Raw genomic sequence first — 22,236 nt, 5'->3', positions numbered from 1 at the left:
GACCTTGAATAAGTTACTGATCAACCCACACTCCAAACCATATATTATTTGGCTCGGAAATAAAGAAGTTCCGTTATTTGTCATTGATGACATTTTTGCCACACCTCTTGAAGTGAGGCATCTGGCGTTTTCAAACTCGTTTCCATCTTCAGTTGCTTACTACCCTGGTCGGCATCAACCACTTAGTCAGGAAGACCCAAGCATCAAGGCGTTTTGCCATTTTATCGCTACGGTATTGACCCGAGCGACCGGAAAGCAAATCAAAACAGAAGCCATTTCAACCGACTTTTCAATCCTGACTACACCGGAAGAGAAGTTGTTAGACAATCAAGGGCAGCCACATATCGATGGCACACCGATGTTGGGGGTGATTTACCTCAACGAACAGGATTTAGGCGGAACCGTTTTTTTTCGCAACCGCGAGACAAACTCTATGACGGTAGTGACCGAGGCACAAAAAGCGCATTATCAAAACCTGAGTGCTCAACGGAAACTAGACACTCCATTGGGTTATGTGACAGACACGAATACCCAATGGGAAAAAGTGGATACCATCGAGGGCAAACTCAACCGTCTGGTAATTTGGCCGGGTAATGTATTCCACTCTATTGATGTAAAAGTTAATCCTGCTAGCGGCCAACTTGACGAGAAGCGATTAACGCAGCGAGTCATTATTAATGCCATAGGTTAATGTCAAAATATTTTACACTGTTATTATGGTTAATTGATAAACCTCTGATTTACAGTACATTTAAAGTTGGCCTGAACTTTGCTAATTGAGACATGTTGTTCATGTAGTTGGAGTTGTAGTTATGACATCAAATAAAACCAAAGTCGCGTTGGGTTTGCTTGCAACCGCAGGGTTATCCTCTAGTGCTCAAGCCGGATTAGTGAGCATTACAAACCAATTAGACAGTTACATGGACAGTAACAACCTCATCGAAGGTGTCTTCGATATCAATCCTTTTCTACAAGAACAGTCTGGATTAGGCGTTGACGTTGACCTGGTGCATGCCACATTCAAGGTGTATGGCTTCTCTTCTGAGTTACAAACCAGCACCTACACCCAGTATGTTTCAGGCAGTTCTTATTACAGTCCTAGTAGCGGCGGATGTTACTACAGCCGTTGGGGTGGCAGCAGTTGTTACTACAGTCCCAGTTACTATTATTCCAATTACACCTACAACGAATTTATTGGCGATGGTGAAGCAGACATTCTGTTAGTAGATTTTGGTGACCAGCAGTTGACTGACACCACCCAAAATGACGATGTGTTTGTGCGTCAGTACACCAACAATAACGTGTATTACTACTCGAGAAATTACCGTACCTACAATCAGTACGACAGAAATGACTTTGGTGACATCTTTGCCAGCACAACACTGAGTGTGGATTCGTTTGCAGATTTGTTGGCTGATGGGTTATTCGGTTACACCGGACAAATTAGCGCTGGACACTTTGATTCATTGACGTTTGAGTTAGAAATCGAATATGAAACTCGTCAGGCTTTATTACGTCCGGCAAATGCTCAAGGGGTGAGCGAGCCAACAGCTCTGTGGTTGCTACCACTTGGATTAATCGGAATCGCTTCAGTAAGACGTAGTAAAAAGGGTTAATTGGGTTTGACCAGTAATATCAAATAATCCGCACCTCTCGCGAATTACCTGATATTAGTTGTCTTGGCATTTACCCGCTTGAATAGTGTGGTTACCTAACCTGGGCATTACCACCAAAAACCTGTTAGCGCGATGCATGCATCGCGCTTTTGTTATTTACTGGCTTTGGCCGCGTTAACCGCCTCCAGATAGCGCTGCACCTCTTTTTTGGCTTTGTATATGGTGTTCAGTTTAACCACCTGTTCGGTGCTCAATATCTGCTTTTTTGCAGCCTCCGGCCACTGATCCAGCGCGACCTGACAGGTCGGCTTGTTGCTGGTTTTGCGCTGAAATACCCAGGCCGGAGCAGTCGCAGTTTTGTTCTTTTCATGAGCAAGATCAGACAGTTTCGCCAGCACTGCATAGTCATACACACCAATGGTTGCTTTATCACATAGCTCAGTCCGACCATTCGCATCAACCCAAAACAGTTCCGCGTACCAACCATTGCCGTCACGATAATCCTGTGGCTCAACACCATCTTTGTAGGTGTAATACAGGTCATATTCCATTAATTGCACATAACCTTGGTCTCGCTCACTCTCATCCCACGCCATAAAAGCAATGAGCAACCCTATTCCACATACTCCCAAAGCTATATAGCCCAACAATGCTGCGAACGTTTTCATAAGACTCTAACCGTTAAAAAAAGAGCGCTATTTTACGAATGGACACTCTCTAAACCCAGTGAATAATTCATATTCTATTCAGCGAGTTAAGTTATAGTTTTGACAAAACAACGGAAGGAGTTGGGTTATGCGTTATTTTTTACTAATCGCCGCGGTAGTTTTAAGTGGCTGTGCCAGTTTTCGTTTTAGTGAACAACAATGGCAAGCCAGTGTTGAACAGAAGGTCAGCGAGTGGAACTTGGAGGATGTGCGACGTATTAACACATTCCGCCTCGACAGTTGGACACCGCTAGGCGAAAAATACCTGATTCTGCGCGCCTCGTTTGCTCGCCCTTATCTGATTGAACTCAGCAGTCGTTGTCCTGATCTGGACTGGTCACATGCTATTGGTACAAAGCAAACGATGAGTTCGTCGTTAGATGCAGGGTTTGATTCAATCGTAAGCGGAGAACAACCTAACATTCCCTGCCGGATAGGTAAGATTTATCCATTGACGCGAGAACAGGACAAAGCTCTGACTAAACTGGAAGAAAATGCCGCCGAGGAAACGCAAGCCGCTAAACAGGCTTGAGCCGTTGCAACTGGCGAATACGCAGATACAACATTCCGCGACTTAAAACACTCGCGCCATTGAGCACCAATAATGGCCATGCCTGCACTATGGGCATGGTCAACCCGAACATCAGGGTACTGATATCCTTGATCAAAATACTTCTGAATAACGAAGCCGATAACGCCCCAACTTCGCCGGTGCGGTTCAATACCCAATATTGATGCAATGTGCCTTGCACCAGTATAACCGTCACCACCAGCATCATCCCGTTGGCGGCCATACTGGCAAGCGCCGGATAAGGCCTAAAACCCATTGAAATCCACCCTGCAACAAAAGCCAGAGAAGCCAATGAGGTTACCCACAGCGTGCGGCTATGGCGTCGCTCTTGCCAAATCCGCCATAAAATCGCCAGCAGTAATATCAATGCCCCACACCGGGTCCACACCAGATAATGATTGAAAGGGTCGATGGCGATGCCAAAAATAAAGTTGGCATAAAAGCCAAAATAACTGGAGGCAAATTGGTTAACGGATAGGCTTTGCGTGGCGGGCAGGTGTTGTCGACGACGCCGTTCGATTTCCCACCACTGTCGTGCCAGTCCATACCAGGTCAGCAGAAATAATAGCGAACTTATTACACCCAGCAGGTGGTACATCCTGAAACACCATCAAACAAGCCTCGCTGATAGTGTAATCGCTTTTAAATCAGAGACCTATCAATCTTCACGGGCAAATTGCGCGACATATTGATCATCGGCACCGGCCATGAGCTGACATTGAACAAAATTGCTGTGACTTTGTAACGCAAGACATACCCGGTGGGGTACGTTATCGCGATGCAACTGATTGTCCACCAGCGTCCAGTTACTGTAGTCACCGGTGAGCAGTTCTTCATCCACCAGTGAATCCTTGATGCCGTTGCCATCGGCATCATGAACAGCGTTGGCGATGCTTTCTGGTTGCAGCCCGTCATATAGCATGATGAAAAAGGTAATCGCCGCATCGATTTGCCGTGCATCATTGGCATACTGCAGCGCCCGACTTTTGGCTGCCTGATCGGCGACACTATTATCTTCCACAACAGACGGTTCACAGCCCACCAACCACAACGAATAAAACATGGCAAAAAGCACGCGATACATTAACAACTCCTGCTATAGGTTTGGCATGTCAATACGACTTCTATGACGACTGGTCAGACATCTTTCTTGCGAGTATGCTGACAATCAGATAACTAAACCGTATCAAAACATAGCGTTAGCGGCGCCATCTGACCACTTTTGCGCCAGCCAAGGAGAACAATAATGACTGACTATACCCGTATCCTACTCACTGCCCGCCCTGACAAACGCGGCATTGGCGATTATCTGTTTACCCGTGAGCGGGTTGCTATTCCGTCTCCAGCTGAAGGCGAGATTTTGGTAAAACAAACGCATATGTCACTGGATCCCGCCATGCTGGGCTGGATGAGCCCGGATACCGAAAGTTATATCCCACCGGTACAACTGGGTGAAGTGATGCGATCCAGCGGTGCCGGTGAAGTCGTCGAATCAAACCATCCCAACTTCAACGTGGGCGATCGGGTAATGGGTATGATGGGCTGGACGGAATATGCCGTCAGTAATGGCAAAGGGCTGAACAAAATTCAGGACAGTATCAGTACGGAAATGGCTCTGTGTATCTTTGCATTACCCGGCCTGACCGCTACCCAGGGCTACCTGAACGTGGGCAAGCCCAAGGCAGGCGAAACCCTGGTGGTAACCGGAGCCGCCGGCTCGGTAGGCTCCATCGTCGGCCAGATGGCGAAAGCCGACGGTTTACGTGTGATTGGCGTCGTGGGTAGCGATGAAAAGGCGAAATGGATTGTGGAAGAGCTTGGGTTCGATGGCGCAATCAATTATAAATCAGATGATTTGGCCGACAAGCTTGCTGCTCTCACCCCGGATAAGATCGATATTTTCTTTGAAAATACTGGCGGCCCAATACAGCAACTGATTTATCAACGCATGAATACCCATGGCCGAATTGTTGTGTGCGGCATGATTGCCGATTATCTGTCGGCTACGCCAGCCCCCGGGCCAAACTGGATCAATATGATCAAAAAACGCCTGACCATCCAGGGCTTTGCGATGCCGGATCACTTTCACGAAGTACCCAAATTACTCGGCCAACTCACGCCCTATGTGATGCAAGGTAAAATCAAATATCGCGCGCATACCATCGAGGGCCTCGACCAGGCCGTTAATGGTTTGCAGATGTTATTCAATGGCGACAACCAGGGTAAAATGCTGGTCAAGTTGTAAGCAGGCTTGGGCTTTCAGGCCAGGTGACCCACCTTGACATAAATCAGCGCGCCATCTTCCCGGGTAAAGGGATGGTGCGCTGACATGTGCGGGCTGCGTATCCAGCTTCCGGCCGGGTATGCACCATGCTCATCATAGAAAGTGCCCTCTAGCACTAAAATTTCTTCACCGCCCCAGTGTTGATGGGGTTTAAATAGTGTGTCGGGAGCCCAGCACACCAGCGCCACATGCTCACCACCAAACTGGTGTAAGCCCAACACAGTTAATCCTTCGACGAGCCCCTGAGCCCAGCTGGCGCTACGGGTATTGATAACACATTGCCGGCTATCCTCTGCACTGAACTGATGCAGTTTGACAAATATCAGGGCGCCCTGTGACCCGACTCGTGGGGTATGGCTGGAGCCAATCGGATTACGAATATAGGTACCGGCCGGATACAGGCCATGTTCATCGCCAAATTCCCCCTCCAGCACCAATATCTCTTCACCGCCTGCATGCTGATGAGCAGGAAATACACTGTTCGGCGCATAGCGCACTAAAGATGTGGCGCGGGCAACTTCATCGCCGATGCGATCTAACATCATGCGCTCGACCCCTGCCACTGGCGAAGGCACCCACTCATAGTCGCTCGGCACTACCACTTCTCGTTTGGCAAAATCTGCTCGTAATCGCATTGTTCCTCCTGCTAGGGCGAGCTATTACGTGAATCAATGGTGAACGGATCGCTGGAATTCGCAAAACTCTTTGGCGTAACCAACACAATTTAGTATCGTGACGCAAAATTCCCGGATTCCGAATAATTATGACACGACACCTGCTCCTACTAGTGCTTGGCCTTCTCACCTTGTCTGGATGCGCCAGCATGAATAAAGATGAATGCCTCAGCGCCGATTGGTATCTGATTGGTTATGAAGATGGAGCGGCCGGCCGCAACCCGCAACAAATTGGCGATTACCGAAAAGACTGCGCGGAATACAGCGTGACACCGGATTTAACCCGTTATCAACAGGGTCATAATGAAGGCTCGCAGAAGTATTGTACCGCGCGAAATGGCTTTGAAGTGGGACGCCAGGGGCAAAACTATCAGGGCAATTGTCCAGCCAATCTGGAACAGACCTTTTTACGTGGCCACCGGGATGGCAAAGATCTTCATACTCTGCAAATTGCCGCCAAACAGGCCGCCAATGAATTCGAACAGCAACAACGGCAACTCGCCCAGCTGACTGATTTGTTGGAAAGCAAAAAAGAACAACTCATTGCCGATGGTTACACCCGAGATGAACGCGCGGCGATCCGTCAGGAAATTGAAGACATCGGCCTGCAATTTGCAGATCTGGCAGAGCAAACCGAAGCCTTGCAGGCACGCATGGAAGAAACAGAACTGAACTATCAGCGTCGCCTGGAGCTGCTCAAAGCCCGCTACTGGTAAGCCCGCTTTACCCTGCCGGGCGTCTGTAGATATACTGCCGCCCGTCCAGTGCGTTTACGGAGCCACAAGATGTTGGACTTGCTTGGTCAACTGACTCAATTTCTCTCTGCTTACTTCAAAGACATGAGCCTGATGCTCACCGCTACGATTTTAGTGGTGTACGGTGACCTGATTAACAGCCATGTGAAGCGGGCCATTTCACCTTATCACTTTATCGTGCGTTGCATTGTATTCGTATTGTTATGCGCATTCGGCTACGGCGCCATGACCCTATACGCCGCACCGTTCGTACTCTACGTAATCAAATATCTGCCATGGCACTATCAGGGTCTGGGGTTTCTGCTCAGCTTTGTGTTAATCGGATTTCTGGCAGAACGTCGCAGATATATGTAACGCCAGTCGCTGCCACACACTTAGTCACTGATTTTTAATTCAAATTTAGCGTCTGCGAAGTAGTCTGGTCTATGCTCAAACATGCCGTGATTATGTTTGATAAGAGCAAGTTCTATGAAGCCAGCTATGTTAATCCGCACCAAAGCCCTGTACCTCGGGGGGGGCCTGCTGCTCACAGCAATTATTGTGATCTACAGTGTCATGCAATTGCTCGCATTGCCCATCATCCAGCATGAGATGGAAATCGAAACCCAGTTACGGGTCAACAGCAGTGCCAATGAATTAAAGGTCGCACTGGCTCGTGGCGAAGCGGTCACCCAAGCACTTGCCGCCTTAGCTGAGCAAGCCTCTTCAAATAAAGCCCTTTTGGTGGAGCAAGCACCAGGCATCATCAACCAATTTGGTAACCAGGATATTGCTGGCGGCGGTTTGTGGCCGGAGCCCGGTGCCCTGAGCCCCTCTGTGCAGCGAGACTCGCTATTTTGGGCACGTGGCAATACGGGCCAATTGGAAATGTTACAGGATTACAACGACCCTGCCGGCAGCGGGTACCATAATGAGCCCTGGTACACGGTTGGCAAACAACTGAAGACGGGTCAGTGTGGTTGGTCGGATGCCTATGAAGACCCCAGCAGTGGCGTTGCGATGGTGACCTGTACCGTACCAATAAAAGCCAATGGCACCTTCTGGGGCGTGGCCACCATCGACTTGAAATTATCAGGCCTGGCAGCACTGTTCGCGCGTCAGAATCAGGAATCTCAGGGCTATAGTTTTGCGCTGGGTGCTAATAATCAAATCATCAGCTTTCCGGCTATTCGTAAAAGCAGACTGGATATGCAGATGCTCAGTGACGCAGTACAACAAGACTCAAGCCTTTCGCCATTAGCCAGCGCCATCAGCAGTGGTGCCCCGCTGAGTTATTTACCCTCTGGCGTGGTAGATGGCGAAGAAAGCCTACTCACCCTGCTCAATTTACCTGACTACGGCATGAAAATGGGCATGGTACTGCCACTGAGTGTAATGCAAAGCCCGGTAAATAAACTCAGCCTGAGTCTATATCTGACCTTGCTGCCGCTGCTGGTCGTATTTGGCGTAATACTGGTGTTGTATAGCCGCAAACTGATGGATTGGATTGACGAAACTACCAGTCAGATTAAACGCCTGATCAGTGGCGGGTCCTCTGCCACACTAACAATCGAACGGTTGGATGAAATTGGCTTACTGAAGCAAGCGGTAAATGACTATGGCGAACATTTGAATGGTATCTTGCGCCAAATCGCATCGGAAGCAAAAGAATCGAAATCCAGCGCAGAGAAACTTAGCCAGCTGGCTAATGTGCTGAAAAAGCGTGCCGAGGGCCAGCTTAATGAAAACAATATGCTTGCCGCAGCGATAAATCAGATGGCCAGCAGCGCCACTGAGGTCGCCAATAACACCCGCAGTACCTCGGGCACGGTGGACGAGTCGCAGCAATTAGTGCAACGGCGTATGGGGGATGTGGAAGCGAATAACGCGGCCAGCCGTGAATTGGCAGGCGTGTTGCAGCAAACCGCCGATATCATCACCCGTTTATCTGAAGACTCGCAGCAGATGGGCGCCATATTAGACGTGATAAAGAGTATTTCCGAACAAACCAACTTACTGGCACTCAATGCAGCTATCGAAGCCGCGCGTGCCGGTGAACAAGGTCGTGGTTTCGCGGTGGTGGCAGATGAAGTACGCACTCTCGCTGGCCGCTCACAATCGTCCGCCAATGAGATTGAAAATATGATCGCGCAACTGCAAAACTCCGCGAAACGTGGTGTGGAAATTATCAATAATTCACAAAACCTTTCCGAGCAATCGCTGGAGCGTTCCGACAAAGTCATTGCCGGATTTCGCGAAATTGTTGCTGCGTTTAGCGGTATTGCCGATCGCACCTCACAAATTGCGGTGGCGGCCAGTGAACAGGCCACGGTGGCCAGTGAGATCCATAAGCTAGCCGAGGGAATTCGGGAGAGTAATGAGCTTAACTCAGAAGATGCCAATACCCTGTCGAATATGAGTGGCCATTCCGCCAAACTATCGCAGCGACTGTACGATCTCAGCCATCCCTAGAATACATGGCAAACTTACGATAATAGCGGAGTCAGCAAGGCGCTGACTTTCGCTATTTTCTCATTGTTGAGTTGGCGATAATCCAGATACGGACACACCAATAGATGCTGCGCCGCATCCAGTGCTAACTCTCCATTTAGCCAAACAAGCTGACTATGCAATTGATTGTCGTCTATCAGGGCTCTGGCGTGCTGCCGACCGGCAATAATATGGATAACCGGGCGACCTTCGTTATCAGTTAACCGAGTTAAATCGGGCGGGCTGAATAACAAAGCGCAACAAGACCCTGACTGCAATAAACAGTTATCACGCCAGTCCTGCCATCGGTGATATTCATCGCGCACAATGGGGAATGTAGGGGGTAAAGCGAACACCAGCTTGCTGTATACATTAAATACCTTGCGCCAACCGTTACCACATTGCTGGCCAATTGCCTGTACCTGCCCCGCCACCAGCGGCTGGATGGTATGCAGTGCAATTATCTCTGGGATTGGCGGAGGATTCGCCACATAGATTCTTAGCCGAGCATCAAAGTCGCCCAAGCCAATTTGTAAGCTTTTGCCTGTCATCACTACCAGGTACTAGTTGTTAAACCGAGGCCAAGTGTACCAAGTCACAGGGCAGAAAAAAGTGGACTGTTGTCCGCCTTGATCATTACAGGTTGATGCATCCCCCGCCCACCGGGCACCAGGACTTACCACCGAGTTCCTTACATTCTTCCTGAGTGGAGGAATTTTTCTTCAATACGCCCACACCACCTTTCATCGACCAGCATTGGCCGGAGTCAGCATCAGCCATGCCATTCATCCCGCCAGCACAGGCTGCGAGCATCAAGCTGAATCCCCCAATCACTGCGGTTCTGATAATTGCTGTTCGACGTTGTTTCCTGATTAACATTGGATTGTCCTCATTCGATATTTGCAAAGCATCGCTCGCGGGGACATGGGTCCGGGACATCCGGGCGACCTGGCTAAGTATAGTTGGGCAGGTAATCAGACGGGTTAAAAACGAAAAAACGAGCCAGCGGCTCGTTTTAACAACATGCGGAATTCAGGAATCAGGCCTGCTTCTTTTCCAGCTTAACGACCTCGGCTGATTCTTCCTCTAGCAGGTCGGCAGCTGGGGTACCTTTAAACAGTTTGCCAACCGAGTCCTTATTCTTGGCCAGCAGAATAGACAATTCTTCCATCACAGACTCTTCCAACCGAATACCTTTCGCTTCGATATATTCTGCGACGTTATCCGCAACATCGAGCATTTTATCGTACAGATCGGCTTCTTTTTTGTCCGTTGTGACCATTTTTTCGACCCCTTTATGCTCCACCACATAGCGCACAATAATTGCCATTTCATTCTCCTGTTGGATAAATACCGGTGCAGCATAACACAAATACTGTAAATATAAACAGTATAATTAAGTCATTCAAAATGGATAATCGGTTAAGGCATGGCAGAACATGTAAACGTAAAAAAGCGGTAACTGGGTTACCGCCAAATCATACGTTCACCTTTCTTATTTGTGCTTTTGTAAGAAGGCAATCAAACCGCCGGCATAGTTATCTGCATCGTCCCACATCGCCATATGACTGCCATTGGGGCACAGTAAATACTCACCGTTTGGTAGCGCCGAGGCCATCGATTCCATATAAGCGGGTTCCATCGTGTCATGGGTTGCCGCGATGACTAAGGTGGGCACTGTGATGGTTTTTAGCTCCTCAAAACGCTGCCAGTTTTCTAACTTGCCACTGGCACCCAGTTCGCTGGGACCCTGCAGTGGTATGTAGATTGAATTGTTAATCTTACTAAACGCGCGGTTAACTGCATCAGGCCACTGCTCGGCCGGCATACGTAACACATGTTTTTCATAATGGTTAGGAACTAGCAGCTCCATATATCTGGGGTTTGCGAAATCCCCTGCCGCTTCGATGGCTTGTAGCTCCGCTAACACAGCAGGATCGATTGTGGTTTTCAGCACCTGATCGGCGTAGCGATTATATTCAGGCACACTGGCCATCATGTTAGAAATGATTAAGCCTTTCAGGTGTTGCTGATGTTGCAAGGCATATTCGATGGCAAGAATGCCGCCCCACGAATGCCCCAGCAAAAAGAAGTTGTCTTTGTTCAAGCCCAGCGCTTGCCTGACTTGCTCCACTTCATCAACAAAACGCGGGATTTCCCATAATGCCGGCTCATCTGGCTGATCACTGAAGGCCGATCCCAGCTGGTCGTAGTAATAGTATTCGATGTCTTGTGCGGGCAGATATTGATCGAGAATTTCGAAATACTCATGGGTAGCGCCCGGCCCGCCATGCAATAACAGCAATTTAATTTTGGGATTATCTCCCACTTTACGGGTGTAAACCTCAAATGTGCCTTTGGGCGTCTGCACAGGGATCATTTTTACATCGCCACCTGCCAGAGTGGTGTTGCTGGTTAACAGAGCGAGTGTAGCAATCAGTAATGCAAACCATGATTTCATTAGGGCTATTCCATCATCAGAGAAGTCAGCAGCAAAGCACAGGACTTAATGCCGGTCAATAAACAGCCAAATCACTCCACTTCGACATAGTTGTCAAACTCACACATCGCCGGCTCGGCAGTGGATAAACGATCTATCTCAGCGCGACTGACTTTGACGCAGCCGCTGGTAATATCAATCCATTCTTTTTGTACAAAACTGAATTCCCCATATTCAGGAGAATACAATTGGTACTGGGTGGCATCATCATCGCCTTCCGCTATAGCGGTAAACAAACCACCAAACAGTAATCCGACTAAACCACCCGCAATCATATCTTCAGAATTGCCATCTAATTCATCCAGAAAACCACTGACACCGCCAATCAGCATGCCCGTTTTAACATGCGATGCCAGCTTGACGGGTTCAGCATTGACTACCTGCGCGTAGAACTGCTGGATAATTTGATTCTGACTGGCACGATCCACACCCTGGGTCGCACAGCCATTGAGTAACAGAAGTAAAGCGGGCCAAATTCGCATCATGTTTTCCTTCTCTTGTAAGGTAAGTTTGATACCGACAACGTCGGATTACAGATGGAAGTATGAATGCGAGGCAGAGTCTAATCTGTAGCGTTTTGTGTAAATGTGTAGCGTAGTTGCATGCGGGCCAACATCAGGTATGCAAGGCCGCGCACGCAGTTACGATTTCGAAACGTAACGTTCTTATCTGGTCGATTGGCGTTGTAGAAACGCTAACGCCTCATCGTTTAAACAACGATTAGATAAATAGGTTCTACCAGCCTGACTGTGCAAAAGCCAACCGGCCTCGGTAGATTCAATTCGATTTAGCTCATCCCAGCGAAGCTGATTGTTAACGTAAGCAGACTGCCAATAAATGCCGGATTCATCCATTTTCAGTTCTACCGGGCTGTTCGCACTGCGGCTTAATAACTGCCGCCACAGCCACCAGGCCTTGCGAAACTTTACACTCAATGCCTCAACGGCACCAAGGCAGATAATAAACCAGGCCAGATAGCCACTAACGGGCGTCCCGTATAGTAAAACCACGCCAAACAGCGCGATTAATATCGCCTTTGTATAAGGTTTAACCCCTTCTATTGGCGGCACCGAGGCATCAAACGTTTCACTGAAATGGCTTTTATCCAATACAAACGTGGTCGAATAGTGAAATGGCACTGTCATTTGCATATCTGTATAACGAAAAAAGACATTCTACCTCACCTCAAAGCTTTGATAAAAACAAGTCGCCCTGTCTCTGTGCATATGCTCAGTCAATACGCTGAAATGAGCGGGAACACGACCAGTTGTTGCCACATATCATGACATTTACCCGCGAATTCCCAATAATGGGTTACCACTTAGGGAATTATCGAGAGCAAAATAATGGAACGACGTGAGTTTATTCATACCGCAATCATCAGCGCTTTGGCAACGGCGATGCAACCCACCCTGGCTTTCGCACAAAGCAAAACCGGGATGCATAAACCACCGCGTTTACGCGCCGGTCAAACCGTTGGCCTGATTGCGCCAAGCAGTAATGTCATGGAAAACCAGGATATTGGCTTTGCTATCGATATTCTCAAATCGTTCGGCTTTAAGGTAAAAACCGGCCAGCATTTGTATGCGAGACACGGCTATTTGGCCGGCGAGGACCAAGTCCGCGCAGCGGATGTCAACGCCATGTTCAAAGATCCGGACGTTGATGCCATCTTCTGCTTGCGCGGGGGCTATGGCTCCCCCCGTATCTTGCCTTATCTGGATTACGCCAGCATCGCCAAACATCCTAAAGTGATAATCGGCTACAGCGATGTAACGGCTCTGCTCAACGCCATTTATACCCAAACCGGCATGGTCACGTTTCATGGCCCGATCGCCGCGCAGAACTTCACAGATTACACCCTTAGTCAGTTCAAGCAGGTGCTGTTTGACGCCCAGGCTGCCACCATCGCTGCGCCACCAGCGTTTGAAACAGCAGAGGGCCGCGCCGAGCGCGACAACCGCATCACCGTCATTACACCGGGGGTAGCGGAAGGTAAACTTATCGGCGGCAACCTGTCGCTAATGGTTAAGTTAGTCGGCACGCCCTACGAGCCGGACTATCGCGGCAATATTCTGATTCTGGAGGATGTCAGCGAGGCGCCCTATCGCATTGATGGCATGCTCACACATTTAAAACTTGCAGGAAAATTACAACAACTTGCGGGCATTGCGTTTGGAAAATGCAGCGATTGTGAAATAGATGGCAATAGCTTGAGCATCGAGCAGGTGCTTAACGATCATTTACAACCCTTGGGCATCCCAGTGATACGCGGCCTGATGATCGGTCATATTGACGACCTGGCAACGATTCCCATTGGGGTCCGCGCGCGGTTGGATACCAGTCAGCCCGCTATTCAGTTATTGGAAAGTGGGGTGAGCTAAATGTTGACGAGTGTTGGGTTACTGGCGTTAAGCCAGTCGCTGTTATTTGCTCCACAACCGGATATCTCGCTGGAGATTACCAGCGGCGAACAGCTGAATACCTGGGTGTTTTTCGCCCCCCATCAGAATGAAAACATCGCCAATCAATATCTGGCCAACAAAGTAACACAAACTGGCGGCAAATTTGTACGTCTGCAGCAATCCGGACAACGACACATTCACTTGCAGATCGGCGAGCAGCACTATGAGATTGATCCGAATCGCATTTTTACCCCAGCCGGGCGCGAGGCGACGCTTTTAAAACTGAACAAAGACCTCACAAGCACCTCCCCGGATTTTGTTACCGCCATGGCGCTCAGTCAGCAACTGGCCGATTTTATTCTGGCTCAATTGCAAACGCCCAATTGGGTCGCCATTCACAACAACACGCAAGGATTCGATGATGATGGCCATCAGGGCCGCGGCACTATCTCTATCAAGCGTTATCAGGACAAATTGGCGCAAGGCGCTAAATACCTGTTAAAGGTGCATGATGCGGGTCAGGATGAAGACGACCTGTTTTTTATTACCGAGCCGACCGATTATGCACACATGCAACAAGCCGGATTCAACGTGGTGCTGCAAAATCCGCAGGTTGCTACGGAGCCAGATGAGGATGACGGCTCTTTATCAGTGCTGGCAGAAAAGCAGGGACGACGCTATATCAATATTGAAGCTGAACGCGTCGATGACGATGGCTTTGGCCAAGACCATCTAACGGAGCAGCAACAGATGATCGATTTCGTTTTCGAGCAATTGATAAGTACCACGCCCTGATTTCACGGCAGTGGCAGCAGATTCAAATCGTCCAAACCGGCACGAATAATCTGCATATTGGCATCTCCGGGGTCGGTTTTTTCAGTCAGGTAACTGGCGTCTTTTTCTTTCCACAATGGGTGACCGATAAAGCGTTGATACTCGTGATGACCTATCACATAGTCAATTGCGTGCTTACCAGCCAGATAACGGATTAAGCGGATATTTGCCTCGATTTGCGCCTCAGTCAGCGGCAGCGCTTCACCGTCGGCGATATTCTCAATACCGATGGCGGTGTGATTAAGGCCAATCACGTGACGGGCGAAGACGTTGGTCGGCAGCAACTGGTAGATACTGCCATCACGATCCACCAAAAAATGCGCCGAGACATTTAACCCACTGGCCGCACTGATTTTTGCCCGCGACGCTGGCAAAGTAGAGGGGTTAAATACCTCAAAGGTTTTTTGCAACGTAGGAACCACTGTCCAGTGGACTACCACCATATTGGGGGAGATCGCCGCTTTTTCCTGCACAATACCGTAGTGTTCGCGCATGTATTCCAGCGACAACTGTTCACGTTCAGCATCAAAAGTAATTGGCCATTGAGTGATCCGGGGCGAATTTACACCGACGCAACCGCCTAACATCACAAACAACATCAATACAGTGGCACGCATTTAACTATCTCTTGTGTATTTTTGTGCAAGCTTATCAGTAAACACCGCATAAAATGCTTTTGTGCGACTGGCATAATACAAATTGAGTTAAAGCTAATCACAGCAACAAAAAAGGCGAGCCTGAGCCCGCCTTTGCAACACAGAACTTGCGTCTTAGTGCTTGTCACCGCGACTTTGGAACTTGCGCTCTTCGGTGTTGATTTTGATCCATTCGCCAGTGCTGATGTATTCAGGTACCTGAACAACCAGACCGGTAGTCAGCTTGGCTGGTTTAGTACGCGAGGTCGCTGATGCACCTTTGATTGACGGATCAGTTTCTTCCACCTGCAATTCAACGCTCATTGGCATATCCAGCGCCACTGGCACTTCACTCACGATAATGACCTGAATACCGTCAGTCTCTTCATTGAAAAACAAGGCGTCATCGCCCACAGAGTCTTTGTTCAGGTGATATGGGGTGTAATCTTCTTTATCCATGAACACGAACTCGTCGCCATCCATATAAGAAAACATCGCAGGACGACGGATCAGATCCGCATAATCCAGCATGTCAGAGTCTTTGAAGGTCTCATCAAACTTCTGACCGGTCACGACATCATACATACGCATACGGTAGATGCTGCCACCCGCACGGCCTTGCGGCACAGAGCGCTCGATATCGCGCACGATACAGGTTTTGCCATCAAAAATGATGGTGTTGTTCTTTTTGATTTCACTTGCCTTTGGCATGGGGTAATCCTGCGTTGTTGAGTCAGCGCGCAGCCGACAACTAGCTTTAAAATTCGCCGGCTATTTTCCAGCATTTTTGCTCTTTGGAAAAGCCACTGATAACTAAATAAGCGCCTGAATGTATTAATTAGGCTTGGTTTTCAGGTTAAAGCCCCACCAACCGGCGATGGCACTCATGCTGGTCACAAAAATGCCCCAGCTCCAGTCCACCAGCGTAATAAACAGGCTGTAACCTTCAATAATGCTGTAGTTGGTCAGGTTATATGCCCCGTAACTGGCCAGCCCTAAAAAGGCGCCATCAATACCTGCGTACCACCAGGGCTTTTCGCGATTGGCGATGACGGTTAATACCAACACCACGGCAGAATAGCTCAGATAAAACACCAGCCACGGCCACTGGATAAATTCATTACGCAGTAGGCTCGCCATCTCAGTTTGATACCAGGACTGGGCGATTAATCCCAGCCAGATCCCATCCAGTACGGCAAAACACAACAAAATAGTCAGCATGGATACAATCAGGGGACGTAAATGGTGGAGAATTTTCGCAATCACAACAGGTTTGTCCTCAAACGAATCAGACTTAAATCAGGAATAAGATCCCGGATATTAAAACAGGCTCGGGCTAGTCGCCGCCTAATAATTTACGTAACTTTTCTTCCGCTAACTCGGCCGGCGTTTTGGCTTTGTGCTGTGCAGATTCATTAGCCTTATCAGCAGGTGCGGCAGGCTCATCACCAAATAGCGCTGCTAGTTTGGCTTTTGCTGCGGCAGATTTGTCCACATAACCGCCACTGTAGGCGTTAGCTTTTGGCGCGAAGTAATCGCAAAAATTGGCCTTCTCTTTGTCGTTAGGTGGTTCGGCGCGCTGTTCGGTGCAATAGCGCCCATCAAAATGCACACACATTTTACACACATGCTGGTCGGCCCCGCACTCGCCGCATTCTTCGCGACGCGATAACGGCAAAATCAACCCCTTGAGTGCCTGCCCACATTGCCAGCACTGATATTCCTCAGTCATAACATCGTCTCTTAACGCAAGTTGCCCCCAGCATAGGGGCTCGACTGGCAGGCTGCAATGAGAAAAACATCGGGCAGAACTGCACTCACTGCCCGCATTGAATCAGTAGATACCGGGAATAAATGCGGCAATCTTTTGTTTGTACTCACGATAGGTATCTCCGAAGTTCTTTAATAAATCTCGCTCTTCAAAGAAAATTCCGATGAAGGTGTAAACAGTAAACAGGACAGACAATACCAGGCGCGTTGCCGTCATGGTCGGCACCGCCCACAACAATATCAGCATGCCAAGCATCATCGGATGACGGCTGTAGCGGTACATAAACTTATTAGTAAACGCCAGCGGCTGATAGGGAATGTCACGAAAATACAGGTATACCTGACGCAGCCCCATCAGTTCAAAGTGGTTGGTCACAAAGGTTGCCAGCAATAAATAGGCAGTGCCTGTCACATACAAGGTATACACGCTGCACATCGCCACCTGATTGTGTAACTGCCACACCACGCCTGGAACCGTCTGCCAGCCATACATAATTGCGCAACACATTAACCCCGACATCAAAACAAAGGTGGCGCGCTCCGTGGCTGCTGGAATAAAGCGTGTCAGCCAGTTTTTAAACCAGGCTCTGGCCATCACGGTATGTTGCAGAGTAAAAAGGCCAATTAACCCCATATTCACCAGCAGGCTCAGCCAAACTGACTCTGCCTGCCACTGACTCAGGCCAACAGGCGCAAAAGCGCCTGCGCCGAGAATCAGCCAGAAGAGTCCAAAGCAGCCCACCCCGTAAGCGATGATGCCATAAGTCAGCACACTCAGGCGTTTGGCCAAATTTGTGCCAGCCAGTTGCACAGGCATAGTAGCGACTAATTCATTGGTACTTTTCATGATCTTATCCTCAATTTCGTCCCACGGATTAACGTTTCTGAATCACAATTTCGAGATACTCAGATGGCACCACCATAAGGTTTGCATCACGATTAAACCGCGCGATTAACTGATGAATATCCTGCTCCAGACTATTCGCTTGCTCAGCATCCAGCGCCCCAAACGCTTTATGCACCGGGCCGTAATAATCGCGGAACAAATCAATCCAGTGCTGCGCCGAGCGATAACGGAAGTTGAATTCCTTGACCCGATAAGTGATTTCACAAGCCTCGGCGGCAAAATGTTCATCAATAAACACTTGGGTACCCCACAACGCCGGTGACTTTAAGCCAGCCGGTGGCGCCACATAACTGCCGATTAATTTGAATAGTTGCCCGACAAAACCTTCCGGCGTCCAGTTGACCAAACCAATTTTGCCGCCTGACTTGCACACCCGCAGCAGTTCCGCGGCACTTTGCGCCTGATTAGGGGCGAACATGACGCCAAAGGTAGAGACCACATGGTCGAAGTGCTCGTCCGCAAAAGGCAACGCTTCGGCATCGGCGAACTGATAGTCCACGGCCAGGCCTTCAGCCTCAGCCCGTAATTTTGATTGTGCCAATAAATCATCCACATAATCGGTTGATGTCACCTGACAAAAACGACGCGCCGCCGCCAGCGTGACATTGCCGTTGCCTGCCGCGACATCTAAAACCGTATCACCGGCATGCACGTCCAGACTCTCGCATAACTCCTCTCCGGTAATTTGCAGCGTCACACCGATACGGCCGTAATCACCAGAGCCCCAGGTAATACGCTGTTTTTCTTTTATTGCTGAATAATTAACTGCATTGGTTTGTTGTGGTTGGGTAATCGTTAACATGGTTCTTTCTCCTGTGTGTTGGTAAGACATTGTTGTCTCGACAGGAGCAAGAATAGGGAGATGTCGCTCGCGGGGCTTGAAGATAACCTGGAGGTTTTATGGGGATTTCGTGGGGATGATTATCTCTTTGTTTTTACGAAAGAATTTTAAAATACGTATAGAGCAAAAAACGCGCTTTTTTCTTCGTCCGCATAAATTATGATTCGCGTTGAGTTAAGTTCGCTTTCTGCAAGCGGTAATGCTAATGATGTTATACATACGCAACCAATTGCAGGGGTTAGGCTCACAGCCGCTATGGTTATTGCAGAGCATTACGATCTTATTGTTGTCGGTGGTGGTGTAAACGGTACCGGCATCGCTGCCGATGCGGCATCACGTGGGCTGAAAGTGTTGTTGTGCGAGCAGAATGATTTGGGCTCGGCAACTTCCTCACGCTCCAGCAAACTGATTCACGGCGGGCTGCGCTATCTGGAGCACCATGAGTTCTCGCTGGTACGCAAAGCGCTGGCTGAGCGCGAAGTGCTGCTAAAAAACGCGCCACATATCATGCATCCGCTGCGTTTTGTTCTGCCACACCAATCCCATTTACGCCCGGCCTGGCTGATCCGCCTCGGCCTGTTTTTATATGACAATCTGGCCAGTCGCGCTACGTTGCCTGGTTCACGCAGCGTGCGCTTTGATGCCAACTCACCGCTGAAAGCGACAATAAGCAAAGGCTTTACTTATTCTGATGTGTGGGTTGATGACGCCAGGCTGGTTATCTTAAATGCCAAAGCTGCCGAACAGCATGGTGCCACCATTATCAATTATTGCCGCTGCACCCACATCGACCAGCATGACAACCAATGGCGCGTGTCACTGCAGCCTCAGCATGGCCAATCATTTCAGGTCACCAGCGATGCCTTAGTCAATGCGGCCGGCCCCTGGGTTAGCTCGCTATTTGGCGACATTGATAATTACCAGGCCCCACAGCAAATCCGGCTGGTGAAAGGTAGCCACATCATCGTGCCGAAAATACATGACGGCGACGAAGCCTATATTCTGCAAAATCCCGATGGCCGCATTATTTTTGTCAGCCCGTTTGAGCAGGCCTATTCACTGGTGGGTACCACGGATGTGGAATATGCAGGCCCACCGAATGATGCAGCTATCAGCCAGCAGGAAATCGATTACCTGATCAACAGTGCCAATCATTACTTTAAGCATCAGATAACCGCCAACGATATTGTAAGCACCTACTCCGGCGTGCGTCCTTTAATGAATGATGAATCTGTCGAAGCGCAGAAAGTTACCCGCGACTACACCGTGGTGCAGAACTGGCAAAATAGCCAGCTACCGCTGATCTCCGCCTTCGGTGGCAAGATCACCACCTACCGCAAATTAGCTGAAGCGGTAGTAGATACCCTTAAACCTAAATTCCCGGCCATGACAGCCTGCCGTACTCAAAGTATGCCACTGCCCGGTGGCGATTTTACCGATCGTGACACGCTGTTGGCAGCGCTATGCCAAGACTATGGCTTTGTGCCCAAGCCCACACTCGCGCGCTATGTGCGCCAATTTGGTACCGATACCCGGCAACTACTGCTGAACTGTATGCAACTGATTGATTTGGGGCAGGATTTTGGTTGTGGTTTGTATCAAAAAGAAGTCGATTATCTGGTACAACAGGAGTGGGCCAGCTGCGCCGAGGATATTTTATGGCGCCGCACCAAATTAGGGCTGCAGCTCAGTGAGGAGCAACAGCAGAGTCTGAGCAATTATTTGGCAATGTTTGAACTGCCCATAACAACAGCAAAATCGGTAGTGAATTTATGAAACCCTATTTATTGTCCATCGACCAGGGCACCACCAGCTCACGCGCGATTATTTTCGATCAGCAGGGTAACCTGATCCATTCCGCTTCCCAGGAATTTACCCAGCATTATCCGCAAAATGGCTGGGTAGAGCATGATCCGGACGACATCCTGCAATCGGTGCTCAATACCATTAAACAAACCCTAAATGAGTCGGGCATCACTGTTGCTCAAATCAGTGCCATCGGTATCTGTAATCAGCGGGAAACCACGCTGATTTGGAACAAAAAAACCGGCAAAACGATTTATAACGCGATTGTCTGGCAGGATCGACGTACCGCGCAGTACTGCCACGAACTCAGCGAACAAGGTCATGGCGAACTCATTAATGCAAAAACCGGCCTGTTAATCGACGCGTATTTTTCCGCCACTAAAATCCGCTGGATCCTGGACAATGTTGAGGGGGCGCGACACGCCGCCGAACAGGGCGAACTGGCGTTTGGGACAGTCGATACGTTCTTGCTGTGGCATTTAACCGAAGGTCAGTCCCACTTTACCGACGCCACCAATGCCAGTCGCACCCTGCTGTACAATATCCACACCCATAGCTGGGATGCAGAGCTGCTCGCCCTGTTCGATATTCCCCGCAGTATGCTGCCAGAGGTAAAAAACAGTGCGGATGATTTCGGCACCTGCCACCTGTTTGGTGCGCCACTTTGCATCGGCGGGATCGCCGGCGACCAACAAGCCGCACTGATCGGTCAGGGCTGCTTTACCGAAGGGATGGCCAAAAGCACCTATGGCACCGGCTGCTTTTTAATGGTCAATACCGGCAAACTGGCGCTGACATCCCACAATAAATTACTGACCACCATCGCCTACCAAATCGACGGTGAAGCCAGCTATGCCATTGAAGGCAGTATCTTTATCGCCGGCGCCGCCGTGCAATGGATGCGCGATAATTTGCATCTGTTTCGCTGCGCAACAGACACCGAAGATCTGTTAGCAAAAACCAACCTCAATCACGGCGTGTATTTTGTGCCCGCATTAACGGGTTTAGGTGCACCCTATTGGGATCCGGACGCCAGAGGCGCGATTAGCGGCTTGACCCGCGCGTCCGGTATCAATGAAATCGTCTCCGCCGGAATTCAGTCAGTGGGCTACCAAACCAAAGATCTGCTGGCGGCTATCGAGCAGGATGGCATCAGCATTCATACCATGCGTATCGACGGTGGGATGGCGGCGAACAACTGGTTTATGCAATTTCTGGCGGATATTCTGGCAATTAACATTGAACGCCCGGTCACGGTGGAGACCTCGGCATTGGGCGCGGCTTACCTGGCTGGCTTACACAAGGGCTTGTTTGACTCTACCGCGCATATTCAGCAACTTTGGCAAGCCGAGCAACAACGCCAGCCACAACTGGATAGGGAAGTCGTCTCCGCTCTTTATCAGGGCTGGCAGGATGCCGTTAGAAAAGTGTTAGTCTGCCAATAACCGCCGCAGTACCGGTG

27 protein-coding genes are annotated in these 22,236 nt (G+C 49.4%); 11 read left to right on the top strand and 16 right to left on the bottom strand.

Annotation, left to right across the window (positions count from 1 at the left end):
- Positions 1-4 precede the first annotated feature (4 nt).
- Positions 5-691: a DUF6445 family protein gene (locus TK45_RS12625; RefSeq protein WP_131259186.1), complete on the top strand. Its 687-nt coding sequence runs from the start codon at positions 5-7 to the stop codon at positions 689-691.
- Positions 692-812: 121 nt separating this feature from the next.
- A complete protein-coding gene (locus tag TK45_RS12620) occupies positions 813-1,616 on the top strand; it encodes a PEP-CTERM sorting domain-containing protein (protein WP_131259185.1) in 804 nt (267 codons plus the stop codon).
- Positions 1,617-1,768: 152 nt separating this feature from the next.
- On the opposite strand, the gene TK45_RS12615 is transcribed toward TK45_RS12620, so the two are convergent.
- Complete coding sequence (locus TK45_RS12615; protein WP_131259184.1) at positions 1,769-2,284, bottom strand: hypothetical protein; 516 nt, start codon at positions 2,282-2,284, stop codon at positions 1,769-1,771.
- 127 nt (positions 2,285-2,411) lie between these two features.
- Between TK45_RS12615 and TK45_RS12610 the strand changes: the two genes are divergently transcribed.
- Positions 2,412-2,855, top strand: a complete 444-nt coding sequence (locus tag TK45_RS12610; RefSeq protein ID WP_131259183.1) for a DUF6491 family protein — start codon at positions 2,412-2,414, stop codon at positions 2,853-2,855.
- Here TK45_RS12610 and TK45_RS12605 read toward each other — a convergent pair.
- Both TK45_RS12605 and TK45_RS12600 read right to left on the bottom strand, forming a co-directional pair.
- Positions 2,842-3,492, bottom strand: a complete 651-nt coding sequence (locus tag TK45_RS12605; RefSeq protein ID WP_131259182.1) for a hypothetical protein — start codon at positions 3,490-3,492, stop codon at positions 2,842-2,844. The genes TK45_RS12610 and TK45_RS12605 overlap by 14 nt on opposite strands.
- A gap of 60 nt (positions 3,493-3,552) precedes the next feature.
- Positions 3,553-3,978 carry a hypothetical protein gene (locus tag TK45_RS12600; RefSeq protein WP_131259181.1) on the bottom strand — a complete coding sequence of 142 codons (426 nt, stop codon included), beginning with the start codon at positions 3,976-3,978 and terminating at the stop codon, positions 3,553-3,555.
- A gap of 162 nt (positions 3,979-4,140) precedes the next feature.
- Between TK45_RS12600 and TK45_RS12595 the strand changes: the two genes are divergently transcribed.
- Positions 4,141-5,139, top strand: a complete 999-nt coding sequence (locus TK45_RS12595; RefSeq protein ID WP_131259180.1) for an NADP-dependent oxidoreductase — start codon at positions 4,141-4,143, stop codon at positions 5,137-5,139.
- 14 nt (positions 5,140-5,153) lie between these two features.
- On the opposite strand, the gene TK45_RS12590 is transcribed toward TK45_RS12595, so the two are convergent.
- The gene (locus tag TK45_RS12590; RefSeq protein WP_131259179.1) at positions 5,154-5,813 is read right to left on the bottom strand and encodes a cupin domain-containing protein; all 660 of its coding nucleotides are present in this window, start codon (positions 5,811-5,813) and stop codon (positions 5,154-5,156) included.
- Between the two features lie 188 nt (positions 5,814-6,001).
- Here TK45_RS12590 and TK45_RS12585 point away from each other — a divergent pair, with 188 nt between their 5' ends.
- The 3 genes from TK45_RS12585 to TK45_RS12575 all read left to right on the top strand — a co-directional run bounded on the left by TK45_RS12585 (position 6,002) and on the right by TK45_RS12575 (position 9,058).
- Entirely contained in the window at positions 6,002-6,568 is a 567-nt protein-coding gene (locus tag TK45_RS12585; RefSeq protein ID WP_165490779.1) for a DUF2799 domain-containing protein, read from the top strand.
- Between the two features lie 69 nt (positions 6,569-6,637).
- Entirely contained in the window at positions 6,638-6,961 is a 324-nt protein-coding gene (locus TK45_RS12580; protein ID WP_131259177.1) for a DUF3392 family protein, read from the top strand.
- A 114-nt stretch (positions 6,962-7,075) separates the two neighbouring features.
- Positions 7,076-9,058 (top strand): methyl-accepting chemotaxis protein, encoded by a 1,983-nt coding sequence (locus TK45_RS12575; protein ID WP_131259176.1) that lies wholly within the window; start codon positions 7,076-7,078, stop codon positions 9,056-9,058.
- Between the two features lie 14 nt (positions 9,059-9,072).
- Here the strand turns inward: TK45_RS12575 and TK45_RS12570 are convergent, their stop codons facing one another.
- The 6 genes from TK45_RS12570 to TK45_RS12545 all read right to left on the bottom strand — a co-directional run bounded on the left by TK45_RS12570 (position 9,073) and on the right by TK45_RS12545 (position 12,721).
- A complete protein-coding gene (locus TK45_RS12570; RefSeq protein ID WP_131259175.1) occupies positions 9,073-9,627 on the bottom strand; it encodes a hypothetical protein in 555 nt (184 codons plus the stop codon).
- An 85-nt stretch (positions 9,628-9,712) separates the two neighbouring features.
- Positions 9,713-9,955 (bottom strand): hypothetical protein, encoded by a 243-nt coding sequence (locus TK45_RS12565; RefSeq protein ID WP_131259174.1) that lies wholly within the window; start codon positions 9,953-9,955, stop codon positions 9,713-9,715.
- A gap of 160 nt (positions 9,956-10,115) precedes the next feature.
- Complete coding sequence (locus TK45_RS12560; RefSeq protein ID WP_131259173.1) at positions 10,116-10,406, bottom strand: YebG family protein; 291 nt, start codon at positions 10,404-10,406, stop codon at positions 10,116-10,118.
- Positions 10,407-10,571: 165 nt separating this feature from the next.
- On the bottom strand, positions 10,572-11,537 hold the full coding sequence (locus TK45_RS12555) for a proline iminopeptidase-family hydrolase (RefSeq protein WP_131259172.1): 966 nt from the start codon (positions 11,535-11,537) through the stop codon (positions 10,572-10,574).
- A 71-nt stretch (positions 11,538-11,608) separates the two neighbouring features.
- Positions 11,609-12,061 (bottom strand): hypothetical protein, encoded by a 453-nt coding sequence (locus tag TK45_RS12550; protein ID WP_174719785.1) that lies wholly within the window; start codon positions 12,059-12,061, stop codon positions 11,609-11,611.
- Positions 12,062-12,241: 180 nt separating this feature from the next.
- Positions 12,242-12,721, bottom strand: coding sequence for a YcxB family protein (locus TK45_RS12545; RefSeq protein WP_131259171.1), 480 nt, complete (start codon positions 12,719-12,721; stop codon positions 12,242-12,244).
- A gap of 201 nt (positions 12,722-12,922) precedes the next feature.
- Here TK45_RS12545 and TK45_RS12540 point away from each other — a divergent pair, with 201 nt between their 5' ends.
- Together TK45_RS12540 and TK45_RS12535 are read left to right on the top strand one after the other, a co-directional pair.
- Positions 12,923-13,960 (top strand): LD-carboxypeptidase, encoded by a 1,038-nt coding sequence (locus tag TK45_RS12540; RefSeq protein WP_254426610.1) that lies wholly within the window; start codon positions 12,923-12,925, stop codon positions 13,958-13,960.
- A complete protein-coding gene (locus TK45_RS12535; RefSeq protein ID WP_131259169.1) occupies positions 13,961-14,776 on the top strand; it encodes a hypothetical protein in 816 nt (271 codons plus the stop codon).
- 2 nt (positions 14,777-14,778) lie between these two features.
- Here the strand turns inward: TK45_RS12535 and TK45_RS12530 are convergent, their stop codons facing one another.
- From TK45_RS12530 to TK45_RS12505, 6 genes are all read right to left on the bottom strand, one after another.
- On the bottom strand, positions 14,779-15,432 hold the full coding sequence (locus TK45_RS12530; protein WP_131259168.1) for an N-acetylmuramoyl-L-alanine amidase: 654 nt from the start codon (positions 15,430-15,432) through the stop codon (positions 14,779-14,781).
- Between the two features lie 153 nt (positions 15,433-15,585).
- Positions 15,586-16,161: an elongation factor P-like protein YeiP gene (yeiP, locus tag TK45_RS12525; RefSeq protein WP_131259167.1), complete on the bottom strand. Its 576-nt coding sequence runs from the start codon at positions 16,159-16,161 to the stop codon at positions 15,586-15,588.
- Positions 16,162-16,284: 123 nt separating this feature from the next.
- Positions 16,285-16,716, bottom strand: coding sequence for a DUF2177 family protein (locus tag TK45_RS12520; RefSeq protein ID WP_131259166.1), 432 nt, complete (start codon positions 16,714-16,716; stop codon positions 16,285-16,287).
- A 70-nt stretch (positions 16,717-16,786) separates the two neighbouring features.
- A complete protein-coding gene (locus tag TK45_RS12515; protein ID WP_131259165.1) occupies positions 16,787-17,182 on the bottom strand; it encodes a hypothetical protein in 396 nt (131 codons plus the stop codon).
- 102 nt (positions 17,183-17,284) lie between these two features.
- Positions 17,285-18,067, bottom strand: coding sequence for an isoprenylcysteine carboxylmethyltransferase family protein (locus tag TK45_RS12510; RefSeq protein WP_131259164.1), 783 nt, complete (start codon positions 18,065-18,067; stop codon positions 17,285-17,287).
- A 28-nt stretch (positions 18,068-18,095) separates the two neighbouring features.
- Positions 18,096-18,929: a class I SAM-dependent methyltransferase gene (locus tag TK45_RS12505; protein ID WP_131259163.1), complete on the bottom strand. Its 834-nt coding sequence runs from the start codon at positions 18,927-18,929 to the stop codon at positions 18,096-18,098.
- 294 nt (positions 18,930-19,223) lie between these two features.
- Between TK45_RS12505 and glpD the strand changes: the two genes are divergently transcribed.
- Positions 19,224-20,744 carry a glycerol-3-phosphate dehydrogenase gene (gene glpD, locus TK45_RS12500; RefSeq protein WP_131259162.1) on the top strand — a complete coding sequence of 507 codons (1,521 nt, stop codon included), beginning with the start codon at positions 19,224-19,226 and terminating at the stop codon, positions 20,742-20,744.
- Entirely contained in the window at positions 20,741-22,219 is a 1,479-nt protein-coding gene (gene glpK, locus TK45_RS12495) for a glycerol kinase GlpK (RefSeq protein ID WP_131259161.1), read from the top strand. Before glpD ends, glpK begins: the two co-directional genes overlap by 4 nt.
- Positions 22,220-22,236 lie beyond the last annotated feature (17 nt).

This window comes from Bowmanella sp. JS7-9 (assembly GCF_004329715.1).
Taxonomy (GTDB): Bacteria; Pseudomonadota; Gammaproteobacteria; order Enterobacterales; family Alteromonadaceae; genus Pseudobowmanella; species Pseudobowmanella zhangzhouensis.
Note: the sequence above shows the minus strand (reverse complement) of the source record. Positions and strands in the feature narration are given on the sequence as shown.